Annotated in this window: 20 protein-coding genes; 10 read left to right on the forward strand and 10 right to left on the reverse strand. The window is 69.4% G+C overall.

Translation table 11 applies throughout. The features are described from left to right. The first annotated feature begins 19 nt into the window (after nucleotides 1-19). The 4 genes from ACEN9J_RS29855 to ACEN9J_RS29870 all read left to right on the forward strand — a co-directional run bounded on the left by ACEN9J_RS29855 (nucleotide 20) and on the right by ACEN9J_RS29870 (nucleotide 4,096). Nucleotides 20-475: a MarR family winged helix-turn-helix transcriptional regulator gene (locus ACEN9J_RS29855; RefSeq protein WP_057595622.1), complete on the forward strand. Its 456-nt coding sequence runs from the start codon at nucleotides 20-22 to the stop codon at nucleotides 473-475. A 109-nt stretch (nucleotides 476-584) separates the two neighbouring features. Further along, nucleotides 585-1,907 carry an MFS transporter gene (locus tag ACEN9J_RS29860; protein WP_057595623.1) on the forward strand — a complete coding sequence of 441 codons (1,323 nt, stop codon included), beginning with the start codon at nucleotides 585-587 and terminating at the stop codon, nucleotides 1,905-1,907. A gap of 28 nt (nucleotides 1,908-1,935) precedes the next feature. Next, nucleotides 1,936-3,351 carry an MATE family efflux transporter gene (locus ACEN9J_RS29865; RefSeq protein ID WP_413762805.1) on the forward strand — a complete coding sequence of 472 codons (1,416 nt, stop codon included), beginning with the start codon at nucleotides 1,936-1,938 and terminating at the stop codon, nucleotides 3,349-3,351. Between the two features lie 37 nt (nucleotides 3,352-3,388). Then, a complete protein-coding gene (locus tag ACEN9J_RS29870) occupies nucleotides 3,389-4,096 on the forward strand; it encodes an SDR family oxidoreductase (protein ID WP_057595625.1) in 708 nt (235 codons plus the stop codon). A 63-nt stretch (nucleotides 4,097-4,159) separates the two neighbouring features. Here the strand turns inward: ACEN9J_RS29870 and ACEN9J_RS29875 are convergent, their stop codons facing one another. The 5 genes from ACEN9J_RS29875 to ACEN9J_RS29895 form a co-directional block, all read right to left on the reverse strand. Continuing rightward, the gene (locus ACEN9J_RS29875) at nucleotides 4,160-4,474 is read right to left on the reverse strand and encodes a hypothetical protein (protein ID WP_057598231.1); all 315 of its coding nucleotides are present in this window, start codon (nucleotides 4,472-4,474) and stop codon (nucleotides 4,160-4,162) included. Between the two features lie 281 nt (nucleotides 4,475-4,755). Beyond that, entirely contained in the window at nucleotides 4,756-5,493 is a 738-nt protein-coding gene (locus ACEN9J_RS29880) for an aldolase (RefSeq protein ID WP_261214450.1), read from the reverse strand. A gap of 34 nt (nucleotides 5,494-5,527) precedes the next feature. Further along, nucleotides 5,528-6,169 carry a 2-dehydro-3-deoxy-6-phosphogalactonate aldolase gene (locus ACEN9J_RS29885; RefSeq protein ID WP_057595628.1) on the reverse strand — a complete coding sequence of 214 codons (642 nt, stop codon included), beginning with the start codon at nucleotides 6,167-6,169 and terminating at the stop codon, nucleotides 5,528-5,530. Further along, nucleotides 6,166-7,077 carry a 2-dehydro-3-deoxygalactonokinase gene (locus ACEN9J_RS29890; RefSeq protein ID WP_413762806.1) on the reverse strand — a complete coding sequence of 304 codons (912 nt, stop codon included), beginning with the start codon at nucleotides 7,075-7,077 and terminating at the stop codon, nucleotides 6,166-6,168. Before ACEN9J_RS29890 ends, ACEN9J_RS29885 begins: the two co-directional genes overlap by 4 nt. Nucleotides 7,078-7,085: 8 nt before the next feature. Further along, nucleotides 7,086-8,825: an IlvD/Edd family dehydratase gene (locus tag ACEN9J_RS29895; RefSeq protein WP_057595629.1), complete on the reverse strand. Its 1,740-nt coding sequence runs from the start codon at nucleotides 8,823-8,825 to the stop codon at nucleotides 7,086-7,088. Between the two features lie 171 nt (nucleotides 8,826-8,996). Here ACEN9J_RS29895 and ACEN9J_RS29900 point away from each other — a divergent pair, with 171 nt between their 5' ends. The 5 genes from ACEN9J_RS29900 (at nucleotide 8,997) to ACEN9J_RS29920 (ending at nucleotide 14,020) form a co-directional block, all read left to right on the forward strand. After that, nucleotides 8,997-9,746, forward strand: coding sequence for a FadR/GntR family transcriptional regulator (locus tag ACEN9J_RS29900; RefSeq protein WP_057595630.1), 750 nt, complete (start codon nucleotides 8,997-8,999; stop codon nucleotides 9,744-9,746). 85 nt (nucleotides 9,747-9,831) lie between these two features. After that, nucleotides 9,832-10,392 (forward strand): TRAP transporter small permease, encoded by a 561-nt coding sequence (locus ACEN9J_RS29905; RefSeq protein ID WP_057595631.1) that lies wholly within the window; start codon nucleotides 9,832-9,834, stop codon nucleotides 10,390-10,392. Then, nucleotides 10,389-11,690 (forward strand): TRAP transporter large permease, encoded by a 1,302-nt coding sequence (locus tag ACEN9J_RS29910; RefSeq protein ID WP_413762807.1) that lies wholly within the window; start codon nucleotides 10,389-10,391, stop codon nucleotides 11,688-11,690. Before ACEN9J_RS29905 ends, ACEN9J_RS29910 begins: the two co-directional genes overlap by 4 nt. Nucleotides 11,691-11,751: 61 nt before the next feature. Next, nucleotides 11,752-12,759, forward strand: coding sequence for a TRAP transporter substrate-binding protein (locus tag ACEN9J_RS29915; protein ID WP_261214458.1), 1,008 nt, complete (start codon nucleotides 11,752-11,754; stop codon nucleotides 12,757-12,759). A gap of 64 nt (nucleotides 12,760-12,823) precedes the next feature. Beyond that, nucleotides 12,824-14,020, forward strand: coding sequence for a mandelate racemase/muconate lactonizing enzyme family protein (locus ACEN9J_RS29920; protein WP_413762808.1), 1,197 nt, complete (start codon nucleotides 12,824-12,826; stop codon nucleotides 14,018-14,020). Between the two features lie 140 nt (nucleotides 14,021-14,160). Here ACEN9J_RS29920 and ACEN9J_RS29925 read toward each other — a convergent pair whose 3' ends face one another. Together ACEN9J_RS29925 and ACEN9J_RS29930 are read right to left on the reverse strand one after the other, a co-directional pair. After that, nucleotides 14,161-15,192, reverse strand: coding sequence for an endonuclease/exonuclease/phosphatase family protein (locus ACEN9J_RS29925; RefSeq protein WP_057595634.1), 1,032 nt, complete (start codon nucleotides 15,190-15,192; stop codon nucleotides 14,161-14,163). Between the two features lie 89 nt (nucleotides 15,193-15,281). Then, a complete protein-coding gene (locus tag ACEN9J_RS29930; protein WP_057598230.1) occupies nucleotides 15,282-17,060 on the reverse strand; it encodes a DEAD/DEAH box helicase in 1,779 nt (592 codons plus the stop codon). A 354-nt stretch (nucleotides 17,061-17,414) separates the two neighbouring features. Here ACEN9J_RS29930 and ettA point away from each other — a divergent pair, with 354 nt between their 5' ends. Beyond that, on the forward strand, nucleotides 17,415-19,076 hold the full coding sequence (ettA, locus tag ACEN9J_RS29935; protein ID WP_057597366.1) for an energy-dependent translational throttle protein EttA: 1,662 nt from the start codon (nucleotides 17,415-17,417) through the stop codon (nucleotides 19,074-19,076). A gap of 15 nt (nucleotides 19,077-19,091) precedes the next feature. Here the strand turns inward: ettA and ACEN9J_RS29940 are convergent, their stop codons facing one another. The 3 genes from ACEN9J_RS29940 to pabB are packed head-to-tail and all read right to left on the reverse strand — an operon-like array spanning nucleotide 19,092 to nucleotide 21,777. Beyond that, nucleotides 19,092-19,553 (reverse strand): carboxymuconolactone decarboxylase family protein, encoded by a 462-nt coding sequence (locus ACEN9J_RS29940; protein WP_057597367.1) that lies wholly within the window; start codon nucleotides 19,551-19,553, stop codon nucleotides 19,092-19,094. After that, entirely contained in the window at nucleotides 19,462-19,968 is a 507-nt protein-coding gene (locus ACEN9J_RS29945; RefSeq protein WP_413762809.1) for a MerR family transcriptional regulator, read from the reverse strand. Before ACEN9J_RS29945 ends, ACEN9J_RS29940 begins: the two co-directional genes overlap by 92 nt. 60 nt (nucleotides 19,969-20,028) lie before the next feature. Then, nucleotides 20,029-21,777, reverse strand: coding sequence for an aminodeoxychorismate synthase component I (pabB, locus tag ACEN9J_RS29950; protein ID WP_413762810.1), 1,749 nt, complete (start codon nucleotides 21,775-21,777; stop codon nucleotides 20,029-20,031). Between the last annotated feature and the right edge of the window lie 13 nt (nucleotides 21,778-21,790).

Raw genomic sequence — 21,790 nt, forward strand, 5'->3', positions numbered from 1 at the left:
GCAGCTACAATAATATCCCATGGACGCCCCCACCAAGCCCCGCGGCTGCACCAGTTTCAAGGTGCGCCAGCTCTCGCGCCGCCTCTCGCAGCACTACGACGCGGAGGTGTCGCGCAGCGGACTCAAGACTACGCAGTACTCGCTGTTGTCGCATCTGGCGCGGCTCGGTCCCTCGCGCCCGGTCGACCTGGCGGGCGAACTCAAGATGACGCCCTCGACCCTGAGCCGCAACCTGCAGCCGCTGATCGCCGCGGGCTGGATCGCGCAGGGCGCCGGCGCCGATGCGCGCAGCCGCCTGGTGCAGCTCACCGACAGCGGCGAGGCCAAGCGCCGCGAGGCGCAGGCCCACTGGAAGACGGCGCAGCAGAAGCTCAATGCGCTGCTGGGCGTGGAGCGCGTGCTCGCGCTGCATGTGCTGATCGACGAATCGCTCGAGCTGCTCGGCGCGGACGACCAGGCCTGCGATCTGGACTGACGTCCATCCGCACCGGCTTCCCTTTCCCCGCACCTTCCACGCCCGCAGACCCCGCGGTCCAGTCCCCTCTTTTCTCCGATTCCTCCATTCCCATTCCTCCAGAGGTCCCATGTTCGCCACCCAAGTCTCCGCATGGCTGCAGCGCCGCGGCATCCATTACGGATGGATCGTCGCCGCCATCACCTTCCTGACCATGCTGACGATGTCGGCCGCGCTGGGCCTGCCCGGCGCGATGCTGCAGCCGCTCGGCAAGGAGTTCGGCTGGAGCACCGAGCAGATCTCGTCCTCGCTCGCGCTGCGCTTCGCGCTGTTCGGCCTGATGGGTCCGTTCGCCGCGGTGCTGATGGAGCGCTGGGGCCTGCGCGCGGTGATCTGCACCGGGCTCGCGCTGGTCGGCCTGGGCATGGCGCTGGTGACGATGGCCTCGCAGCTGTGGCAGCTGTTCGTGCTGTGGAGCCTGATGCTGGGCCTGGGCACCGGCATGACGGCACTGGTGCTCGGCGCGGTGGTGGCCAACCGCTGGTTCGTGGCGCGCCGCGGGCTGGTGGTGGGCATGCTCACGGCGAGCTCGGCCACCGGCCAGCTGGCCTTCCTGCCGGTCGCGGCCTGGATGATCGAGCACTGGGGCTGGCGCTCGGCCATCGTGCCGATCGTGATCGGCAGCCTGCTGATCGGCGTGCTGGCGCTGTGCCTGATGCGCAACCGGCCGTCCGACCTCGGCCTGCGCCCCTTCGGCGAAGCCCCCGATGCGCCGCAGGCGCCGGCCGCGCCCGCCGCGGCGATCAACTTCGCCACGCCGTTCCGCGTGCTCAAGGAGGTCGCGACCAACCGCACCTTCCTGATCCTCGCCGCCACCTTCTTCATCTGCGGCCTGAGCACCAACGGCCTGGTGCAGACCCACTTCATCTCGCTGTGCGGCGACAACGGCATGGGCCCGGTGCCCGCGGCCTCGGTGCTCGCGATGATGGGCGCCTTCGACTTCGTGGGCACGATCCTCTCGGGCTGGCTGTCGGACCGCTACGACAACCGCAAGCTGCTCTTCTGGTACTACGGCCTGCGCGGGCTCTCGCTGTTCTGGCTGCCGCATTCGGAATTCACCATCTACGGCCTCGGCCTGTTCGCGATGTTCTACGGCCTCGACTGGATCGCGACCGTGCCGCCCACGGTCAAGCTCGCGGGCGCCGCCTTCGGACCGGCCAAGGTCGGCATGGTGTTCGGCTGGGTGTTCGCCGCCCACCAGCTCGGCGCCGCCACCGCGGCCTATGGCGCGGGCTTCGCGCGCACGCTGCTGCTGACCTACACGCCCGCGCTCTACGTGGCCGGCGGCGCCTGCCTGCTGGCGGCCGCGATCGTGATGGCGATCCGCCGCCCCACCGCGCCCAAGGGCCATGCCGCGCCCGCCACGGGCGGCGCCGCCGCGGCCCGCGCCTGATCGCCCCACGCCACGGAGTACGAAGGCCATGACCGCTTCCGCCGCCGATCTCGATCCGCGCACCCGCCGCCTGCTCGAGGCGCCCATCGTTCCCACATTGCTGCGGCTCGCGGCGCCCAACGTCCTCGTGATGGTGGCGCAGGCCTCGGTCGGCCTGATCGAGACCTACTTCGTCGGCAAGCTCGGCACCGACGCACTGGCCGGCATGGCGCTGGTGTTCCCGATCGTGATGCTGATGCAGATGACCTCGAGCGGCGCCATGGGCGGCGGCATCTCGTCGGCCATCGCGCGCGCGCTCGGCGCGCGCCGCCGCGCCGATGCCGACTCGCTGGTATGGCATGCGATCGTCATCGCGCTGGGCTTCGGCGTGCTGTTCTCGCTCGCGCTGCTGTTCGGCGGCCGCTGGCTCTACGGGATCATGGGCGGCAGCGGCGCGGCGCTCGAGGCGGCCCTGACCTATTCCAACTGGGTGTTCTCGGGCGCGGTGCTGGTGTGGCTGTTCAATTCGCTGTCGGCGATCCTGCGCGGCACCGGCAACATGGCGGTGCCGGCCAACGTCACGGTGGTGGGCGTGGTGTTCCTGATCCCCGCCTCGCCGCTGCTCATCTTCGGCTGGGGCCCGCTGCCGGGCATGGGCATCGCGGGCGGCGCGATGGCGCTGCTGCTGTATTACCTGCTGGGCTCGATCGCGCTGATCGTCTACCTGCGCTCGTCGCGCAGCCTGCTCAAGCCCTCGCTGGCCGCGCTCAAGCTGCGCTGGCCCTTCTTCCGCGACATCCTGCGCGTGGGCCTGGTGGGCACGGTGTCGACCGTGGCCACCAACCTCTCGATCGGCATCGCCACCGCGCTCACCGGTCACTTCGGTCCCGAGGCCCTGGCCGGCTACGGCACGGCCTCGCGACTCGAGTACCTGCTGGTGCCGCTGGTGTTCGGCCTGGGCGCGCCGCTGGTCGCGATGGTCGGCACCTGCATGGGCGCGGGCCAGCGCGAGCGCGCGCTGCGCGCCACCTGGATCGGCGCCGCACTGGCCTTCGCGCTGGCCGAGACCATCGGCCTGCTGGCCGCGCTGTTCCCGCGGCCGTGGCTGATGCTGTTCGGCCACGACGCCGCGATGCTCGACACCGGCATCCACTACCTGCGCGTGGTCGGTCCGCTCTACGGCTTCTTCGGCGTCGGCCTGGTGCTGTACTTCGCCTCGCAGGGCGCGGGCCGCTTGCTGTGGCCGGTGATCGGCAACCTCGCGCGGCTGGCCGTGGCGGGCATCGGCGGCTGGCTGGCGCTGCGCTGGGGCGCGGGGCTCACGGGCGTGTTCGCGGCCCAGGGCATCGCGCTCGTGGTCTACGGCCTGGTCATCGGCTCGGCGATCGCGGGCGGTGCCTGGTTCGGCCGTGTCGGCTGGCCGCGCACCACCAGCGGGCTGCTGCGGCGCATGGCGCAGGCCTGAAGCGTTTTTCTTCGTTCACACCCTCGAAAGCTCTGCCATGAACCTCAAGGATTCCGTCGTCTTCATCACCGGTGCCAACCGCGGCCTGGGGCTCGCCTTCGCGAAGGCCGCGCTCGCGGCCGGCGCGCGCAAGGTCTACGGCGCCGCGCGCGACCCCAGGACCATCACCTTGCCGGGCGTGGTGCCGGTGCCGCTCGACGTGACCCAGCCGGCGCAGATCGAGGCCGCGGTACTCGCGTGCGGCGACGTCTCGGTGCTGGTCAACAACGCGGGCATCTCGCGCGGCTCGAACCTGCTCGGTCCCGACTCGGTGGCGGCCGCGCGCGCCGAGCTCGAAACCAACTTCTTCGGCCCCTGGGCGCTCGCGCGCGCCTTCGCGCCGGTGCTGGCGGCCAACGGCGGCGGCGCCATCGTCAACGTGCTGTCGGCGCTGGCCTGGACCACCTTCCCGAGCGTGGCGACCTACAGCACCACCAAGTCGGCGGCCTGGTCGCTGAGCAACGGCCTGCGCAACGAGCTCGCGGGCCAGGGCACACAGGTGGTCAGCGTGCACGTCGGCTACATGGACACCGACATGGCCGCGCACGTCGATGCCCCGAAGACTTCGCCCGACGAGGTGGCGCGGCTGGCCTACGAGGGCGTGGAGCAGGGCCTGCCCGAGGTGCTGGCCGACGCGATCTCGCGCGGGCTCAAGCAGGGCTTCGCCAGCGACACGCCGCCCTACGCGCAGGTGCCCGCGGCCTGAACGCGGCGGTCATGAAAAAGCCGGGCGCGAGGCCCGGCTTCTTCGTTTCTGGGAACGACCGCGTCAGTAGCGGTACGGATTGTTGGGACGGCGGTCGTAGCGGTTCGGCACGCCATCGCCATCGTTGTCGCGGCGCCCGTAGCGGCGGCCGTCGTAGCGGTCATGGCGGTAGTAGCGGTCGCCACGGTGGTAGCCCGGGTGGTAGTGGGGCGGCGGCGGGGGAGCGTAGTAGCGGCGGTCGTAGTGGCGATGCGGCGGTGCCGGCGTCACGTAGACCTGGGCCTGGATGAAGGGACCGCTCTGGGCCTGCGCCGGAGCGCTGATCGCCGCCAGCGAGAGAAGGGCCGCGGCGCCGAATGCGTAGGTGAGCTTTTTCATGGCGACTCCAAAGGAGTGGTTGTTGATGGGTGTCATCCTCCCGCGTTCGTGTCAACGCTTTGTAAGGCGCGGGCGAAATCCGATGAAGCGCTGTAACGCCGGGGCGTAGGACTTCGCTCACGGCGACCGGGCGCATTCTGCCCGTGCGAATGCCGCGTCCAGCGCAAGACGTAACGCGCCGCGGGCATCGCCGCAAGGCAATTGAAAGCACGGGAAACGCCTCGACACAAAGAGGCCACCGCTGTCGCCGCACGGCGACAGGAACGCGGGCGCGAAGAGGCTCAGCCGCGCGGCGCGGGCAGCATGCGCCGCAGCGCCTCGAAGAACAGGTCGGACTGCTCGCGCTCGCCCTGGATCTGCGCCGCCACGCGCGCGGCCAGTTCGCGGTTCACGGGTGCCAGCGGGCGGCCGGTCGACTGCGCGATCACCTGGTGCAGGCAGGCGCGCTCGAGGTAGTAGAGGTCGTCGTAGGCATGGGCGATGGTCGCGCCCGCCACGATCACGCCGTGGTTCGCGAGGAAGGCCACGTCCTTGCCGGCCATCGCGCGCGCGATGCGCTCGCCCTCGGCGTCGTCGAGCGCCAGGCCGTTGTACTCGCGGTCGACGGCGATGCGGTCGATGTAGCGCATCGCGTTCTGGCTCGCGGTCGGATCGAGCGCGCGGTCGACCGTGATGGTGAGCGCGGTCGCATAGGGCATGTGGCAGTGCAGCACCACCGCATGGCCCGCGATGCGGTGCACCGCGCCGTGGATGAACAGGGCGGTGGGCTCCACGCGGTGGCGCCCCGCGAGCACCTCGCCGCGCACGTCGATCAGCACGATGTCGTCGGCGCCGATCTCGCTCCAGTGCAGGCCGCGCGGGTTGATCAGGTAGCGGTCCTGCCGGCCCGGCAGCATCACGCTGAAGTGGTTGCACACGCCTTCCGACAGCCCGTGGTGGGCGGCGGCGCGCAGCGCGAGCGCGAGGTCTTCGCGCAGTTGGCGCACTTCGGGGCTGGCGTAGTCGGCTTGGGCGGACATCGTGATCCTCTGGTGTTCTGTGGGGGGAATCGAATCAGGCGCGTGTCGTGCCCGTGCAGGCAGCGACGAAACGCTGCGCATCGTCGCGCACGGCCTGCGCGCTCTTGCCGGGCTTGAACAGCGCCGAGCCGATACCGAAGCCTGAGGCACCGGCCTCGCGCCACTCGGTCATGTTCGAGGGCGTGATGCCGCCCACCGGCATCAGCGGCGTGCCGCGCGGCAGCACGGCCAGCAGCGCCTTCACCACCGCGGGCGAGGCCAGCTCGGCCGGGAACAGCTTGAGCCCGGTGGCGCCCGCGGCGAGCGCGCCGAAGGCCTCGGTCGGCGTCATCACGCCGGGCAGGCACACCAGGCCCAGGCGGGCGGCCTCGCGCACCACCGCGGCATCGAAGTTCGGCGACACGATCAGCTCGCCGCCGGCCGCCTGCACCTCGCGCACCTGTTGCGCATCGAGCACCGTGCCGGCACCGACCAATGCCTGCGGAAAGCGCGCGCGCAGCCGCGCGATGCTGTCGAGCGGCCGTGGCGAATTGAGCGGCACCTCGAGCAGCTGGAAGCCCGGCTCGACGATGGCGTCGCCGACGGCATCGGCTTCATGCGGCTCGAGCCCGCGCAGGATGGCCACCAGCGGCAGCGTGCGCAGGGCGGCGTCGAATTTGTCGAAGGGCGTGGTCATGATGGGGTAGCGGAGGAATCGAGGAAGCCGGACAGCGCATGCAGCCCGGCCCAGGTGGCTTCGGCGCCCAGCGAGCGCGTGGCCGTGCCGCTGGTACGCAGCGCGAGCGCATAGCGCTGGGTGAGGGCGGGCGAACCGATCAGCACCACCTCGCCCGCGGCCTGCAGCGACTGGGTGCGAAGCTCCTCGCCGATCAGCAGGCCCGAGAGATAGCTCGCGAGCTCGGCGCGCGGCATGCGCTCGAACAGCGCCAGCGTGCGCGCGCCGAAGGCGTTGTGCAGCAGGCCCTGGCCGTTGTCGGCGCGGGTCACGCCCTCGACGAAGGCGGCCTCGTCGAGCGGCGCCGACGCGTCGAGCGTGCGCGCGAGGATCGAGTGCTGGCTCAGCAGCGCATAGAACTCGCCGGTCATGAAGGTGCGAAAGCCGGTCACGCGGCCCTTCTTCACCGTGGCCCACTTGTTGTGCGTGCCCGGCAGCACGAACAGGCCCTCGTCGCGGCCCAGCAGCGACAGCGCGCCGAAGATCTGCACCTCCTCGCCGCGCATCACGTCGGGCACGCCGTCGTGCTCGTCGTGGAGGCCCGGCACCATCGCGATGCGCTGGCCGGGAATGGCATCGATGGCGATGATGCTGCGGCCGACCTCGACGCGGCCCGCGGGGCAGGCGCAGTAGGGTGCCTCGACCCAGCCCTGCTTGCTGCCGGCCATGCCCGAGATCAGGCAGCGCGCGCCGCTCTCGCGCATCCAGTCGCCGAACAGCGCCTCGAACACAGCGGGGAAGCCGCCCGCCGGCACCGCGAGGATGCCGCGCGTGTCGCTGCGCTCCTCGCGCACCGTGCCGTCGGCCGCGATCAGCGCGCCGCGCAGCGAGCTCGTGCCCCAGTCGACCGCGACCAGCGAACCCGTCATCGCCGCCATCAGTGGTTGTCGCGCGGCACGAAGGCACCGCGGCGGCCGCGCAGGAACGAGAGGTCGGCGCCTTCGTCGGCCTGCAGCACGGTGTCGACGTAGAGCTTCCAGTAGCCGGAGTCGAGCGGTGCCTTCGGCGCGACCCAGGCGGCGCGCCGGCGCGCCAGTTCCTCGTCGCTCACGTGCAGGTGCAGCTTGCGGTTCGGCACGTCGAGCTCGACGATGTCGCCGTCCTGCACCAGCGCCAGCGGACCGCCGGCCGCAGCCTCGGGCGCGGTGTGCAGCACCACGGTGCCGTAGGCGGTGCCGCTCATGCGCGCGTCGCTGATGCGGACCATGTCGGTGATGCCCTTGCGCAGCACCTTGGGCGGCAGCGGCATGTTGCCGGCCTCGGCCATGCCGGGGTAGCCCTTGGGGCCGCAGTTCTTGAGCACCATCACGCAGTGCTCGTCGATGTCGAGGCTCTCGTCGTCGATGCGGCGGTGCAGGTCGTCGGCGCTCTCGAACACCACCGCGCGGCCCTTGTGCACCAGCAGCTCGGGCGTGGCCGCGCTGGGCTTGATGATCGCGCCGTTGGGCGCGAGGTTGCCGCGCAGCACGCAGATGCCGGCCTTGTCCTTGAAGGGCTCGGCCTGGGTGCGGATCACCTGCGGGTTGTAGTTCTCGGCGTCCTTCACGTTCTCCCACACGCTGCGTCCGGTGACGGTGAGGATGTCCTTGTGCAGGTGATCGGCGATCTCCTTGATCACCACCGGCAGGCCGCCGGCATAGCAGAAGTCCTCCATCAGGAACTGGCCCGAGGGCTGCAGGTTCAGGATGCAGGGCAGCTCGGAGGCCAGCCGGTCGAAGTCGTCGAGCGTGAGCTCGACGCCGATGCGCCCGGCGATCGCCAGCAGGTGGATCACGAAGTTGGTCGAGCCGCCGATCGCCGCGTTGACCTTGATGGCGTTCTCGATCGCCTGGCGCGTCAGGATCTTCGACATGTTCAGGTCCTCGTGGACCATGCCGACGATGCGCCGGCCCGCCTCGCGCGCGAGCACGTTGCGGCGGCCGTCGACGGCCGGGAAGGCCGCGTTGCCCGGCAGGCCGATGCCCAGCGACTCGACCATGCTGGCCATGGTGCTCGCGGTGCCCATCGTCATGCAGTGGCCGTGGCTGCGGTGCATGCAGCTCTCGGCCTCGAAGAAGTCCTGCAGCTTGAGTGTGCCGGCGCGCACCTGCTCGCTCATCTGCCACACGCCGGTGCCCGAGCCCAGCTCCTGGCCGCGCCACTTGCCCGAGAGCATCGGGCCGCCCGACACGCCGATGGTCGGCAGGTCGACGCTGGCCGCGCCCATCATCAGCGCGGGCGTGGTCTTGTCGCAGCCCATGAGCAGCACCACGCCGTCGAGCGGATTGCCGCGGATGCTTTCCTCCACGTCCATGCTCGCGAGGTTGCGATAGAGCATGGCGGTGGGGCGCAGCAGGGTCTCGCCGAGCGACATCACGGGGAACTCGAGCGGGAAGCCGCCCGCTTCGTAGACGCCGATCTTCACCTGCTCCGCGAGCGTGCGGAAGTGCGAGTTGCAGGGCGTGAGTTCGCTGAAGGTGTTGCAGATGCCGATGACCGGGCGGCCGTCGAACTGGTCGTGCGGCACGCCCTTGCCCTTCATCCAGCTTCGGTAGATGAAGCCGTCGCGGTCGTGTCGTCCGAACCACTGCTGGCTGCGCAGCTCTTCGGGATTCTTCTTCTTGGGAGGGGTGCTCATCGAGGGTGTCTCCGGTTGCGGGAAGGCGCCGCGGGGTCAGGGTTTGTCCTGCCGAGCCGCATTTTCAATCATCATATGATAAGCGCGCTGTCCTGGCGGGGCGCTCAGGGTTTCCGAGCGAGCGGGGCGCGCCGGGCGGCCTTGGCCGCGTCGCACAACCAACGGCTTCGCATGATCAAGAACGTCCACGGCAACACGGTCGACCGGATCGGCAGCGACATCGTCGCGGGGCGCTACGCGCCCGGCGCCGCGATCCCGCCCGAGCCGATCCTCTGCGAGGAGCTCGGCGTGAGCCGCACCGTGGTGCGCGAATCCATCAAGTCGCTGATCGCCAAGGGCCTGGTCACCACCGGCCCCAAGGTCGGCACGCGCGTGCAGCCGCCCGACCAGTGGAACTGGTTCGATGCCGATGTCATCGTGTGGCAGACGCAGGCCGGCCTGTCGGTCGAGTTCCTGCGCGACCTGCAGGACCTGCGCCGCGTGGTCGAGCCGGCCGCGGTGGCGCTGGCCGCCTCGCGCGCCACGCCCGAGGACATCGCCGACATGGAAGAGGCCTACGCCGGCATGAAGCAGGCCATCGAGTTCGGCGGCGACTACATCACGCCCGACCTGCGCTTCCACCAGGGGCTGATCCGCTCCAGCCACAACCGCATGCTGGTGCAGATGAGTCGCGCGCTCGGCGCGCTGCTGCGCACCAGCTTCGAGATCTCGACCACACGCAAGAACGGTCCCGCGAGTTCGTTGCCTTTGCACCGCGCGGTGCTCGACGCCGTGATCGCGCGCAACCCGGCGGGCGCCGAGCGCGCGGTGCTGGTGCTGATCGACGGCGCGCGCGACGACATCGAGATGGTGCTCGCCTCGCGCCGCAGGCTGCCGCGCATCAGCCGGCCGGCGACGCGGCTCAAGGCCGTGCCGCTCTAGCGGGCGGCGCCCCGGGGGCGCCATGAAGAGCGGGTCGGACGAAGAGACGAACAACAACACCGCAGAACAAAAGGAGACAGGAGCAATGAAGAGATTGATCGACGGATTCTTCCGGGTGCTGGAATTCCTCGTGGTCGCCTGCATGGTGGCGATGGTCGTCATGGTGTTCGGCAACGTGGTGCTGCGCTACGGCTTCAACTCGGGCATCACGGTGTCCGAGGAAATGTCGCGCTACTGCTTCATCTGGCTCACCTACATCGGCGCCATGGTCGCGATGCGCGATGGCGCGCACCTGGGCGTCGACACGCTGATCCGCCACCTGCCGCGGCTCGGCAAGAAGCTGTGCTTCGTGCTCAACCAGCTGCTCATGCTGTTCTGCAACGTGCTGTTCTTCATGGGCACCTTCGAGATGCACGAGCTGCAGCGCACCAACGTCTCGCCGGTGGTGGGCATCTCGATGATCTGGGTCTACGGCATCGGCTACGTGGTGTCGGTGGTGATGGGCGTGATCAACCTCCACAAGCTGTGGCGCCTGGCCACCGGCCGCGTCTCCGACGAGGAACTGGTGCAGGTGATGGAGTCGGAGGACGTGGCGCACGAGCCCGCGGCCACCCCGGCTTCGGGCACCGCCGGAGGCGCGCGATGACGGTCACGATCTTCACGGTCTCGCTGCTCGCCGCCATGGCGATCGGCATGCCGATCGCCTATGCGCTGCTGGTGTGCGGCGTCTCGCTCATGGGCTGGCTGGCCTACACCGGCGGCCTGCCGGCCTTCGACAGCCAGATCATCGCGCAGCGCTTCGTCGACGGCGCCGACAACTTCCCGCTGCTCGCCGTGCCCTTCTTCCTGCTGGCCGGCGAGTTCATGACGGCGGGCGGACTGAGCCGGCGCATCGTCGACATGGCGATGGCCTGGGTCGGCCATTTCCGCGGCGGCCTGGGCTACGTAGCGGTGGTGGCCGCGATCATCATGGCCTCGATCTCGGGCTCGGCCGTGGCCGACACGGCGGCGCTCGCGGCGCTGCTGATCCCGATGATGAACCGCGCGGGCTACGACACCAACCGCTCGGCCGGCCTGATCGCCGCGGGCGGCATCATCGCGCCGGTGATCCCGCCCTCGATCGGCTTCATCGTCTTCGGCGTGGCGGGCAACGTCTCGATCACCAAGCTGTTCCTCGCGGGCATCGTGCCGGGCATCCTGATGGGCGTGGCGATCGGCATCGCCTGGTGGATCGTGGCGCGTCGCGACAAGGTGCAGGCCGCGCCGCGCGTGCCCTTCGGCGAGCGGCTCGTGATCACCGCCCGGGGCAGCCTCGCGCTCGCGCTGCCGGTGGTGATCATCGGCGGCATGAAGTTCGGCATCTTCACGCCGACCGAGGCGGCCGTGGTGGCGGCGGTGTACTCGTTCGTGGTCGGCATGTTCGTCTACCGCGAGCTCAAGCCCTCGATGCTCTACCGCCTCACGCTGGCGGCCGGCAAGACCACCGCGGTCGTGATGTTCCTGGTGGCCGCGGCCATGGTCAGCGCCTGGCTCATCACCGTGGCCGACATCCCGGGCGAGGTCACGAAGATGCTCGAGCCCTTCATGGGCAACAAGACGCTGCTGATGCTGGTGATCATGGTGCTCATCGTGATCGTGGGCACCGCGCTCGACTTCACGCCCACCGTGCTGATCCTCACGCCGGTGCTGATGCCGGTGGTGCTCAAGGCCGGCATCGATCCGGTGTACTTCGGCGTGCTGTTCATCATCAACAACGCCATCGGCCTGATCACGCCGCCCGTGGGCACCGTGCTCAACGTGGTGTGCGGCGTGGCGCGCATCACCATGGACGATGCCTTCAAGGGCGTGATGCCCTTCCTGATCGCGCAGCTCATCGTGCTGTTCGCGATGGTGTTCTTCCCGCAGATCGTCACCGTGCCGCTGTCGTGGTGGCTGGCGCGCTGAGGGCGTCTTGCAGAGTTTCCCGTCCGTTCGTTCATCACCCAAGAAGTAGGAGACACAGACCATGATCCAGCGCAGAACCCTCGTGGCGGCGGCGACCGCCGTGGCCCTGATGGCGGCGGCCCCGGCCTTCGCCCAGTTCGCCGAACGCACCATCAAGTTCACCAACGGCGTGAACGAGGACCACCCGGTGGGCCTGGGCGTGAAGAAGATGCAGGAGGTGCTGGCCGCCAAGACCGGCGGCAAGATGAAGATCGTCGCCTTCTGGGGCGGCGCGGCCGGCGGCGACCTTCCGGCCACGCAGGCGCTGCGCGCGGGCACGCAGGAGATGGTGTGCACCTCGTCCTCGCCGCTGGTGGGCATCGTGAAGGAACTCGGCGTGTTCGACCTGCCGTTCCTGTTCAACAACGAGAAGGAAGCCGACGCGGTGCTCGACGGCCCGGCCGGCGAGTACTTCAACAAGAAGCTCGAGGCCGCGGGGCTGGTGAACCTGGCGTACTGGGAGAACGGCTTTCGCAACCTCACCAACAGCAAGCGGCCGGTGGCCAAGGTCGAGGACCTCGAGGGCATCAAGGTGCGCGTGATGCAGAACAACATCTTCCTCGACTCGTTCAAGACGCTGGGCACCAACGCCGTGCCGATGGCCTTCGGCGAGATCTTCACCGCGCTCGAGACGCGCACCATCGACGGCCAGGAGAACCCCTTCGTGACCATCGAGACCTCGAAGTTCAGCGAGGTGCAGAAGTACCTGAGCGTGACGCGCCATGCCTACACGCCGTTCCTGGTGCTCTACAGCAAGAAGCTCTGGGACCAGCTCAAGCCCGAGGAGCAGGCGGTGCTGCGCGAGGCCGCGATCGAGGGCCAGAAGGTGGAGCGCGCCGCCAACCGCGCGCTCAACGAGAAGTCGCTCGCGAGCCTCAAGAAGACGATGACGGTCAACGAGGTCTCGCCGGCCGAGCAGAAGCGCATGCTCGACAAGGTGAAGCCGGTGTACGACAAGAACGTGCCGGCGATCGGCCCCGAGGCCGTCAACGTGGTGATGGACGCGCTGAAGAAGGCGCGCGGGGGCTGAGCCTTCCGCCGGCCGGCGGCGCTCGAGAGCGCGCCGCCATCCAGTCACCGCATCCCGGACCGCCATGAAGATCACCCAGCTCGAAACCATCCGCCTCGGCGAATTCCCCAACATCCTCTGGGTGCGCCTGCACACCGACGAAGGCCTGGTCGGCCTCGGCGAGACCTTCATGGGCGCCGAGGCGGTCGAGGCCTACCTGCACGAGTGGGGCGCCCACAAGCTGCTGGGCACCGACCCGCTGGCGATCGAGGCGCGCAACCGCGACCTCACGGGCTACCTGGGCTGGCGCGGGTCGGGCGTGGAGACGCGTGGCAACTCGGCCGTGGACATCGCGCTGTGGGACCTGTTCGGCAAGGCCGCGAACATGCCGGTGCACACCGCGCTCGGCGGCAAGAGCCGCGACGCGATCCGCATCTACAACACCTGCGCGGGCTACCAGTACATCCGCAGCGCCGCCAACCAGACCAGTTCCAACTGGGGCATCGGCAACGCGGCCGGGCCCTATGAAGACCTGCAGGGCTTCCTGCACCATGCCGACGAGCTGGCCGAGTCGCTGCTGTCGGAGGGCATCACGGCGATGAAGATCTGGCCCTTCGATCCGGCGGCCGAGCGCAGCCACGGCCAGTACATCAGCAACGCCGACCTCGACGCGGCGCTCGAGCCCTTCCGCAAGATCCGCGGCGCGGTCGGCAAGCGCATGGACATCATGGTCGAGTTCCACAGCCTCTGGCGGCTGCCGATGGCGCAGAAGATCGCGCGCGCGCTGCAGGAGTTCGACACCTTCTGGCACGAGGATGCGATCCGCATGGACAGCCTCGACCTGTTGAAGCAGTACGCCGTCGACTGCAAGGCGCTGGTCTGCGCCAGCGAGACGCTGAGCTACAGGTGGGGCTTCAAGGACTACCTGCAGACCGGCGTGGCCGGCGTCGCGATGCTCGACCTGAGCTGGTGCGGCGGCCTCACCGAGGCGCGCAAGATCGCGGCCATGGCCGATGCCTGGCAGCTGCCGGTGGCGCCGCACGACTGCACCGGCCCGGTGGTGTGGGCCGCGTCGACCCACCTGAGCCTGCATGCGCCCAACGCGCTGGTCCAGGAGAGCGTGCGCGCCTTCTTCACGGGCTGGTACCAGGGCCTGGTGACCGAGCTGCCGAAGGTCGAGAACGGCATGATCAGCCTCAACGACAAGCCGGGGCTGGGGCTCGAGCTGCTGCCCGACCTGCACGAGCGCGCCGATGCGATGGTGCGGATTTCGAAGGTCTGAAAGCGGGAGCGGACAGCCGGACGCAGAGGACGCGAAGGTTTCGCGAAAGACGCAAAAAAGAAAATCAAAAATTCTTTGGCTGTTCTTTCGCGTTCTTCGCGAAACCTTCGCGTCCTCTGCGTCCGGACCCCGATCCCGTATTAGTCCGTCCGCAACCGCAGCAGCGCCCGCACGAAGCCGTGGTCCGAGCGCGAGCGGTCGCGTCCTTCGTGCAGGTGGTCGTTGAAGTAGTCCACGCGCCGCACGTCGCCCAGGCTGTGGCGGCTGCCGGCGATGAACTCCTCGCTCACCAGGATCTGGTCGAGCACCTCCGGGTAGCCCTGGTGCACGTGCGAATAGGCCACGTCCTTCTTGAGCGCCGCCTCGCCCTGCATCTCGTAGGCATTGAACAGCGCCACGTCGCGCGCGGCCTTGTCGTAGGCTACCTCGGAGGTGGCCGCCACGAGCTGGGTGGTCACGCTGTGCGGGTTGTCGTTGAAGTCGCCCATCACCACCAGCGGCTCGTTGCTGCCCTGCAGCAGGTCGATCACGATGCAGCGCAGGGCCGCGGCCTCGGCGCCGCGCATCAGCAGCGAGCGCAGCGAGGCCATCGCGCCCACCTTGCGGTCGTCGCGGTCCTCGAGGTGGTTGCCCTGCGCATCCTGCAGGAACTTGGGCCGCTTCGACTTCAGGTGCACCGTCAGCACGTGCACCGGCTGGCCATGCTTCATGCGCAGCGTGGCCAGCAGCGGCGGACGCTCGAAGCGGGTGTGCGGCCCGAGGCCCGGCACCTCGACGCCGAAGCCCGGCGGGAAGTCGACGAAGGACTGGATGCGGTCGACCTTGAGCCGGGTGGCGATGCCCACGCGCGGCGTGCCCTGCGCGCCGGGGCGCGGCGGCTGGTCGGGTTGCGCGGGCGTGTTCTCGGCGCCGGGCACGGCCACGAAGTCGTAGCGCAGGCCGCTGCGGTGGATGGCGGCCTTCAGCGCCGCCTCGTCCCAGACCTCCTGCACCGCGAGCACGTCGGCATTGAGTGCATGGAAGCGCTCGCCGAGCCAGTCGATCTTGCGCTCGTACTCGCGCTCGTTGTAGGCGTCCTGGTTCTCGTAGTACACGCGGTGCGGGTTCGCGAGATTGAGCAGGTTGCAGGTGGCCACGAAGAGGGTGGCGAAGTTCGGCGGGATGGGCTGCATGACAACGATTGTGTCCGGAAGGTGTTTCGGCCCCCGAACGGTCATGAAAAAGGGCGCCGAAGCGCCCTCTGTTCCGCGTGCGTCGTGCCTCAGCGGCCGAACGAACGGCCACCGCCGCCGCCCGAGCGGCCACCGCCGCCGTAGCCGCCGCCGCCCGAACGGCCACCGCCGCCCGAACGGTTGCCGCCGCCGTAGCCACCGCCACCCGAGCGGCCACCGCGTCCGCGGCCGCCGCCCATGTGGTCGACGCTGGTGCGCAACGGATCGGGCTGGCCGGCCGCGCCGGCGATCGCCTCGGCGCGCAGGTGCGCGACCTGGTTGGCCTGGGTCGGGCTGTGGCTGTTGCCGTGATGGCGCGGCTGGCGCTCGTCGTGCGGCTGGTGGTTCTGCGCATGCGCCGCATGGTGATGCGGACGCGGCTGGGCCTGCGGGGCGCGGCCTTGCGGCGCGCGGTTGCCCGGACCCTGGCCCTGGCCGCGCGGGCCCTGCTGGCCGCCGCCGTTGGCAGCACGGCCCTGGCCCTGGCCCTGGCCGCCGCCACCGGCGCGGCGCTGGCCATTGCCACCACCGCCGCCCTGGCCGGCCTTGTTGTCGCGGATGCGCTGCATCATCTCGCTGCGCGCCGCCTTGGCTGCCGCCTGCATGACTTCGCGGCTCGGCGGACGGCCGGCGCCGCCCCAGATGGTCTGGCGGCCCATGGCGATGGGCTCGGCGCGCTCGCCTTCCTCGGGACCGAAGCCCTCGATGACCTGCACGGGGATCGTCTGCTTGGTGAAGCGCTCGATCTCCTGCATGAAGCCTTCCTCGTCGAGGCAGACGAAGCTCACGGCCTCGCCGCTCGAACCCGCGCGGCCGGTGCGGCCGATGCGGTGCACGTAGTCTTCGCTGACGTTCGGGATCTCGTAGTTCACGACGTGCGGCAGCTCGTCGATGTCGATGCCGCGAGCCGCGATGTCGGTGGCCACCAGGGCGCGGATGTCGCCGCTCTTGAAGCCGGCCAGCGCCTGGGTGCGCGCGCTCTGGCTCTTGTTGCCGTGCAGCGCCATCGCCTCGATGCCGTTCTTGGTGAGGAATTCGGCCACGCTGTTGGCGCCGAACTTGGTGCGGGTGAACACCAGCACCTGGCTCCACTGGTGCTCGTTGATGATGTGCGCGAGCAGCGCCTTCTTCTTGCCGCGGCCCACGGGGTGGATCACCTGGGTGATGCGCTGCACCGTGGTGTTGCGCGGCGTGACCTGGATGCTCTGCGGGTTGCGCAGCAGGCCGTTGGCCAGTTCGCGGATCTCGTCGCTGAAGGTGGCCGAGAACAGCAGGCTCTGCTTCTGGGCCGGCAGCAGCGCCAGCACCTTCTTCACGTCGTGGATGAAGCCCATGTCGAGCATGCGGTCGGCTTCGTCGAGCACCAGGATCTGCACGGTCGACAGGTCGAGCATGCCCTGCTGCTGCAGGTCGAGCAGGCGGCCGGGGGTGGCCACGAGGATGTCGACGCCGCGCTTGAGGCGGTCGATCTGCGGGTTCATGCCCACGCCGCCGAAGATCACGGTCGAGCCGAGCTGCAGGTACTTGCCGTAGTCGCGCACCGATTCCTCGACCTGGGCCGCGAGTTCGCGGGTCGGGGTGAGCACCAGGGCGCGGATGCCGATGCCGCCGAACTTGTTGGTGGCGCTGCGGCTCATGGTGAGCTTGTGCAGCATCGGCAGGGTGAAGGCGGCGGTCTTGCCGGTGCCGGTCTGGGCGCCGCCGAGGAGGTCGTGGCCCTCGAGGACGGCCGGAATGGCCTGGGCCTGGATCGGGGTGGGGGTCTCGTAGCCCTGCTCGTGCACGGCCTTCAAGATGGCCGGAGCCAACTTCAGTTCATCAAAAGTCATTGTGTGAAACAACAAGCGCCATACACGGCGCGGTGACATCGGCCCGCTCGGCGTCTTTCGTTCTTGTGACGCGAGCCAGTCAAGGCTGATGAAGGTCAGGAGTGGGAGCCCGAAAAACCGACTTGCGGAAGGGTTTTCTTCGTCCCCGGCAGAGAGCCGGTGTGCGGGCAACTGGACCCGGCACGGTGGCGATTGTCGCATGAGTCGATAATCACTGCTTTTCGCGCTCCGTTTCCGCGATTCCGCGCGCCGGTCCTGCCGCCTTCCCCCGGGGTTCCGCCAGGGGCTCCTCCCAGGGGATTTCGGCTTGTTCCGGCTTTCGCCACCTCAGCAATCAGCAGTCCAACACAGAAGATGGCCCAGTACGTCTACACCATGAACAGAGTCTCCAAGACCGTGCCGCCCAAGCGGCAGATCTTGAAAGACATCTCGTTGTCCTTCTTTCCCGGCGCCAAGATCGGCGTGCTCGGCCTGAACGGCTCGGGCAAGTCCTCGCTGCTCAAGATCATGGCCGGCGTCGACAAGGAGATCGAGGGCGAGGCGATGCCCATGCCCGGCCTGTCGATCGGCTACCTCGAGCAGGAGCCCAAGCTCGATCCCGAGCACACCGTGCGCCAGGCCGTCGAGGAGGCCATGGGCGAGGTCAACGCCGCCAAGGCGCGCCTCGAGGAGATCTATGCCGCCTATGCCGAGGAAGGCGCCGATTTCGACGCGCTGGCGGCCGAGCAGGGCGAGCTTGAGGCGGTGATCGCCGCCGCGGGCACCGATTCCGAGCACCAGATCGAGATCGCGGCCGACGCGCTGCGCCTGCCGGCCTGGGACGCCAAGATCGGCCTGCTGTCGGGCGGCGAGAAGCGCCGCGTGGCGCTGTGCAAGCTGCTCCTGTCCAAGCCCGACATGCTGCTGCTCGACGAACCCACCAACCACCTGGACGCCGAATCGGTGGAATGGCTCGAGGTGTTCCTGCAGCGCTTCACGGGCACCGTGGTGGCCATCACCCACGACCGCTACTTCCTCGACAACGCCGCCGAGTGGATCCTCGAACTGGACCGCGGCCGCGGCATCCCGTGGAAGGGTAACTACAGCACCTGGCTCGAGCAGAAGGGCGAGCGCCTGGCGCAGGAGCAGAAGAGCGAGGAAGCCCACGCCAAGGCCCTGAAGAAGGAACTGGAATGGTCGCGCCAGAACCCGAAGGCACGCCAGGCCAAGAGCAAGTCGCGCCTGGCCCGCTTCGAGGAGCTGAGCGACGTCGAATACCAGAAGCGCAACGAAACGCAGGAGATCTTCATTCCCGTCGCCGAGCGCCTGGGCAGCCAGGTGATCGAGTTCAAGGACGTGAGCAAGAGCTTCGGCGACCGCCTGCTGATCGACAAGCTGAACTTCAACATTCCCGCGGGTGCCATCGTCGGCATCATCGGCCCGAACGGCGCCGGCAAGTCCACGCTGTTCAAGCTGATCGCCGGCAAGGAACAGCCCGACAGCGGCGAGGTCGTGATCGGCCAGACCGTGAAGATGGCCTTCGTCGACCAGTCGCGCGACGCGCTGGCCAACGACAAGACCGTGTGGGAAGACATCTCGAACGGCCTGGACATCATCAACGTCGGCAAGTTCCAGATGGCCAGCCGCGCCTACGCGGGCCGTTTCAACTTCAACGGCCAGGACCAGCAGAAGAAGGTCGGCAACCTGTCGGGCGGCGAACGCGGCCGGCTGCACCTGGCCAAGACGCTGATCCAGGGCGGCAACGTGCTGCTGCTGGACGAACCCTCGAACGACCTGGACGTGGAAACGCTGCGCGCGCTCGAGGATGCGCTGCTCGAGTACGCGGGCACCGTGCTGGTGATCAGCCATGACCGCTGGTTCCTCGACCGCATCGCCACCCACATCCTGGCCGCCGAAGGCGATTCGCAATGGGTGTTCTTCGACGGCAACTACCAGGAGTACGAAGCCGACAAGAAGAAGCGCCTGGGCGAGGAAGGCGCCAAGCCCAAGCGCGTGCGCTTCAAGGCCCTCAAGTAAGGCCCGCGCCGGCCCTCAGGCCGGCTCGACCAGGGCGCGCGGTTCCGCAAGGGGCCGCGCGCTTTTTTCATCGTCGGCCGCGAACACCTCGCGGGCGGCGCCCAGGCCGTTGAGCGCGGCCGGAAAGCCCGCGTAGACCGCCATCTGCATGATCACCTCGATCACTTCCTCGCGCGTCACGCCGACGTTGAGCGCGCCCTGGATGTGCACCTTGAGCTGCGGCGCGGCATTGCCCATGGCGGTGAGCGCGGCCACCACCGCGATCTCGCGCGAGCGCAGGTCCAGGCCGGGGCGCGAATAGACGTCGCCGAACGGGAACTCGATCAGCAGGCGCGCGAAGTCGGGTGCGATGTCGGCCAGGCCTTCGACGACCTTGATGCCGCCCTCACCGTCGATCTGCTGCAGTTTCGCGAGACCGCGCGCGTAGCGCTCGCCGGTCGGCTGGCTGGTCGTCGTCGGATGGATGGGGTGCTGCATGTTTCTTCCTCTTCGTTGAAGCCGGGGCCTTGCCCGATGAAGAGGGACGCCGGGCCTCGATCCCGCGGTAGTGCTCGATCTTGTGCGCCAGCGCCTGCATCGATTGCTGCAGCGCCTCCACCTTCGAGCGAACCTCGGCGAGATGCGATTCGAGCATCGCGCGGCGTTCGCCGATGCTCGCGTCCCCCTGACTGCGAAGCCCGGCGAAGGCCTGCATGCCCTGGATGGGCATGCCGGTCTCGCGCAGGCGCAACAGGAAAGCAAGCCATTCCATGTCGGCGGCGGCATAGCGGCGCTGGCCGCCCGGTGCGCGCGACACGGCGGCGATCAGGCCGATGCGTTCGTAGTAGCGCAGCGTGTGGGCCGTGAGGCCGGTGCGCCGTGCCACTTCCGCGATGCTCAGGTTGCTTTCCATGGGGAGAATTCTCAAAGTTGGAGCGCGCTCTAAGTCAAGCGGTATCTGGAAGAAATCCGTTCAGGGCAGGAGTTCGGCCTCGATCCAGCCGCGCAGGCTGTTGACGAAGGCCAGCGCGGTCACGCGCGAGAGCTGGTCGCGCCGCACCGTCGCCTCGACCAGCGAACCCTCGGCCAGCCGCCGCGCGCGCCCGATGCCGGGCAGCAGGCCGCAGCGCAGCGGCGGCGTGACCCAGAGGCCGTCGTCCAGGCGCAGCGCGATGTTGCCGCGCGTGCATTCGGTGAGCTCGCCCTCGGGGTTCCACAGCAGCGTGTCGAAGGCCTCGGGCAGGATCGGCGCGAAGGCCTCGTAGTGCGCGCGGCGCGTGGTCTTGAAGCGCGTGAACTCGCCGTGCGCCTCGTCGAAGGGGCGGTCGGCCAGCTGCAGCTTCACGCGGTGGGGCGCAGCGCCCATTTCATGCGCTTCGGCGCGTGGCTGGCCCCGCGCATCGAGCAGCAGGCGCACGCGCCAGGTGCCTTCGGCATGTGCGTCGCGCAGCGATTGCAGCGCTGCCTCGACGCGTGCGGCATCCCAGGCGAAGCCGAAGTGCGCGGCCGCGCCGGCCATGCGTTCGACGTGCAGCGGCGCGTCGCGCAGCGTGCCGTCGACCAGCGCCAGCGTTTCGAGCAGTTCGAAGCCGGGTGCCTCGGCGACCGCGGCCGCGCCCAGGAAGGCCCGCTTGTGGCCCCACTCGGCCCATTCGGCGTCGGCCGTGGCATCGGCCGTGATGCCGCTGCCGATGCCGCAGCGCGCCTGGCCGCCGCGCAGGGTCACGGTGCGGATCGGCACGTTGAAGGTCGCATGCCCGCCCGGCCGCAGCACGCCGACCGCGCCGCAGTACACGCCGCGCGGCGCCTGCTCGAGCGCGCGGATCAGCCGCATCGCCGCCACCTTGGGCGCGCCCGTGACCGAGCCGCAGGGGAACAGCGCGTCGAACACGTCGACCAGCGAGGTGCCGGGGCGCACCGTGGCTTCCACGTCCGAGGTCATCTGCCACACGGTGGGCAGCGCCTCGGTGTGGAACAGCCGCGGCACGCGCACCGAGAACGGTTGCGCGATGCGCGACAGGTCGTTGCGCAGCAGGTCCACGATCATCACGTTCTCGGCCCGTTCCTTCGGCACGCTGCGCAGCCGCTGCGCCTGGGCCTCGTCCTCGGCCGGCGTGGCGCCGCGCGGCGCGGTGCCCTTCATCGGGCGCGCGAGGATGCGCTCGCCCTGCCAGTCGAAGAACAGCTCGGGCGACAGCGACAGCACCTGCTCGTCGCCGCTGTCGATGAAGGCCGCGTAGCCCGCGGGCTGGTTGCGGCGCAGCGCGGCGAACAGGGCCAGCGGGTCGCCGGCGTATTCGCCGAGCAGCGGCGCCGTGTGGTTGATCTGGTAGAGGCCGCCGGCGGCGATCGCCGCGTGGATGGCCTGCATCTGCCGGTCGAACTCGGCGCGCGAGAGGCTGTCGCGCCAGGCGATCGGCGGGCTGGCGGGCGGGGCCTTCTCGGGCCAGGGCAGGGCCAGGTCGTGCACGCCGAACCAGGCCAGTGGCCCGCCATCGCCCGCATGCGTCTCGAACGCGGCATCGAAGGCCGCGGCCGCCTCGTAGCGCAAGTAGCCCACGCACCAGTGGCCCGCGCGCGCCAGCGCCTCGGCCTGCGCGAGCACGGACCGCACCTCGGCCGGGCTGCGCGCCACGAGCGTGCGGGAAGGGGCGCCGAAAGCCAGGCGCAGCCGTTGCGCGCCATCGGTGCGCGGGTCGGCGAAGTCGATCAGGGTGGGCACGGTGGGTCTTGGG

The organism is Variovorax sp. Varisp41 (assembly GCF_047325085.1).
GTDB lineage: Bacteria > Pseudomonadota > Gammaproteobacteria > Burkholderiales > Burkholderiaceae_C > Variovorax.

Bases quoted from the DNA above. Each gene is read 5' to 3' on its own strand.
- ACEN9J_RS29855 (WP_057595622.1), top strand. From the start codon at position 20: ATGGACGCCCCCACCAAGCCCCGCGGCTGCACCAGTTTCAAGGTGCGC.
- ACEN9J_RS29860 (WP_057595623.1), top strand. From the start codon at position 585: ATGTTCGCCACCCAAGTCTCCGCATGGCTGCAGCGCCGCGGCATCCAT.
- ACEN9J_RS29865 (WP_413762805.1), top strand. From the start codon at position 1,936: ATGACCGCTTCCGCCGCCGATCTCGATCCGCGCACCCGCCGCCTGCTC.
- ACEN9J_RS29870 (WP_057595625.1), top strand. From the start codon at position 3,389: ATGAACCTCAAGGATTCCGTCGTCTTCATCACCGGTGCCAACCGCGGC.
- ACEN9J_RS29875 (WP_057598231.1), bottom strand. From the start codon at position 4,474: ATGAAAAAGCTCACCTACGCATTCGGCGCCGCGGCCCTTCTCTCGCTG.
- ACEN9J_RS29880 (WP_261214450.1), bottom strand. From the start codon at position 5,493: ATGTCCGCCCAAGCCGACTACGCCAGCCCCGAAGTGCGCCAACTGCGC.
- ACEN9J_RS29885 (WP_057595628.1), bottom strand. From the start codon at position 6,169: ATGACCACGCCCTTCGACAAATTCGACGCCGCCCTGCGCACGCTGCCG.
- ACEN9J_RS29890 (WP_413762806.1), bottom strand. From the start codon at position 7,077: ATGACGGGTTCGCTGGTCGCGGTCGACTGGGGCACGAGCTCGCTGCGC.
- ACEN9J_RS29895 (WP_057595629.1), bottom strand. From the start codon at position 8,825: ATGAGCACCCCTCCCAAGAAGAAGAATCCCGAAGAGCTGCGCAGCCAG.
- ACEN9J_RS29900 (WP_057595630.1), top strand. From the start codon at position 8,997: ATGATCAAGAACGTCCACGGCAACACGGTCGACCGGATCGGCAGCGAC.
- ACEN9J_RS29905 (WP_057595631.1), top strand. From the start codon at position 9,832: ATGAAGAGATTGATCGACGGATTCTTCCGGGTGCTGGAATTCCTCGTG.
- ACEN9J_RS29910 (WP_413762807.1), top strand. From the start codon at position 10,389: ATGACGGTCACGATCTTCACGGTCTCGCTGCTCGCCGCCATGGCGATC.
- ACEN9J_RS29915 (WP_261214458.1), top strand. From the start codon at position 11,752: ATGATCCAGCGCAGAACCCTCGTGGCGGCGGCGACCGCCGTGGCCCTG.
- ACEN9J_RS29920 (WP_413762808.1), top strand. From the start codon at position 12,824: ATGAAGATCACCCAGCTCGAAACCATCCGCCTCGGCGAATTCCCCAAC.
- ACEN9J_RS29925 (WP_057595634.1), bottom strand. From the start codon at position 15,192: ATGCAGCCCATCCCGCCGAACTTCGCCACCCTCTTCGTGGCCACCTGC.
- ACEN9J_RS29930 (WP_057598230.1), bottom strand. From the start codon at position 17,060: ATGACTTTTGATGAACTGAAGTTGGCTCCGGCCATCTTGAAGGCCGTG.
- ettA (WP_057597366.1), top strand. From the start codon at position 17,415: ATGGCCCAGTACGTCTACACCATGAACAGAGTCTCCAAGACCGTGCCG.
- ACEN9J_RS29940 (WP_057597367.1), bottom strand. From the start codon at position 19,553: ATGCAGCACCCCATCCATCCGACGACGACCAGCCAGCCGACCGGCGAG.
- ACEN9J_RS29945 (WP_413762809.1), bottom strand. From the start codon at position 19,968: ATGGAAAGCAACCTGAGCATCGCGGAAGTGGCACGGCGCACCGGCCTC.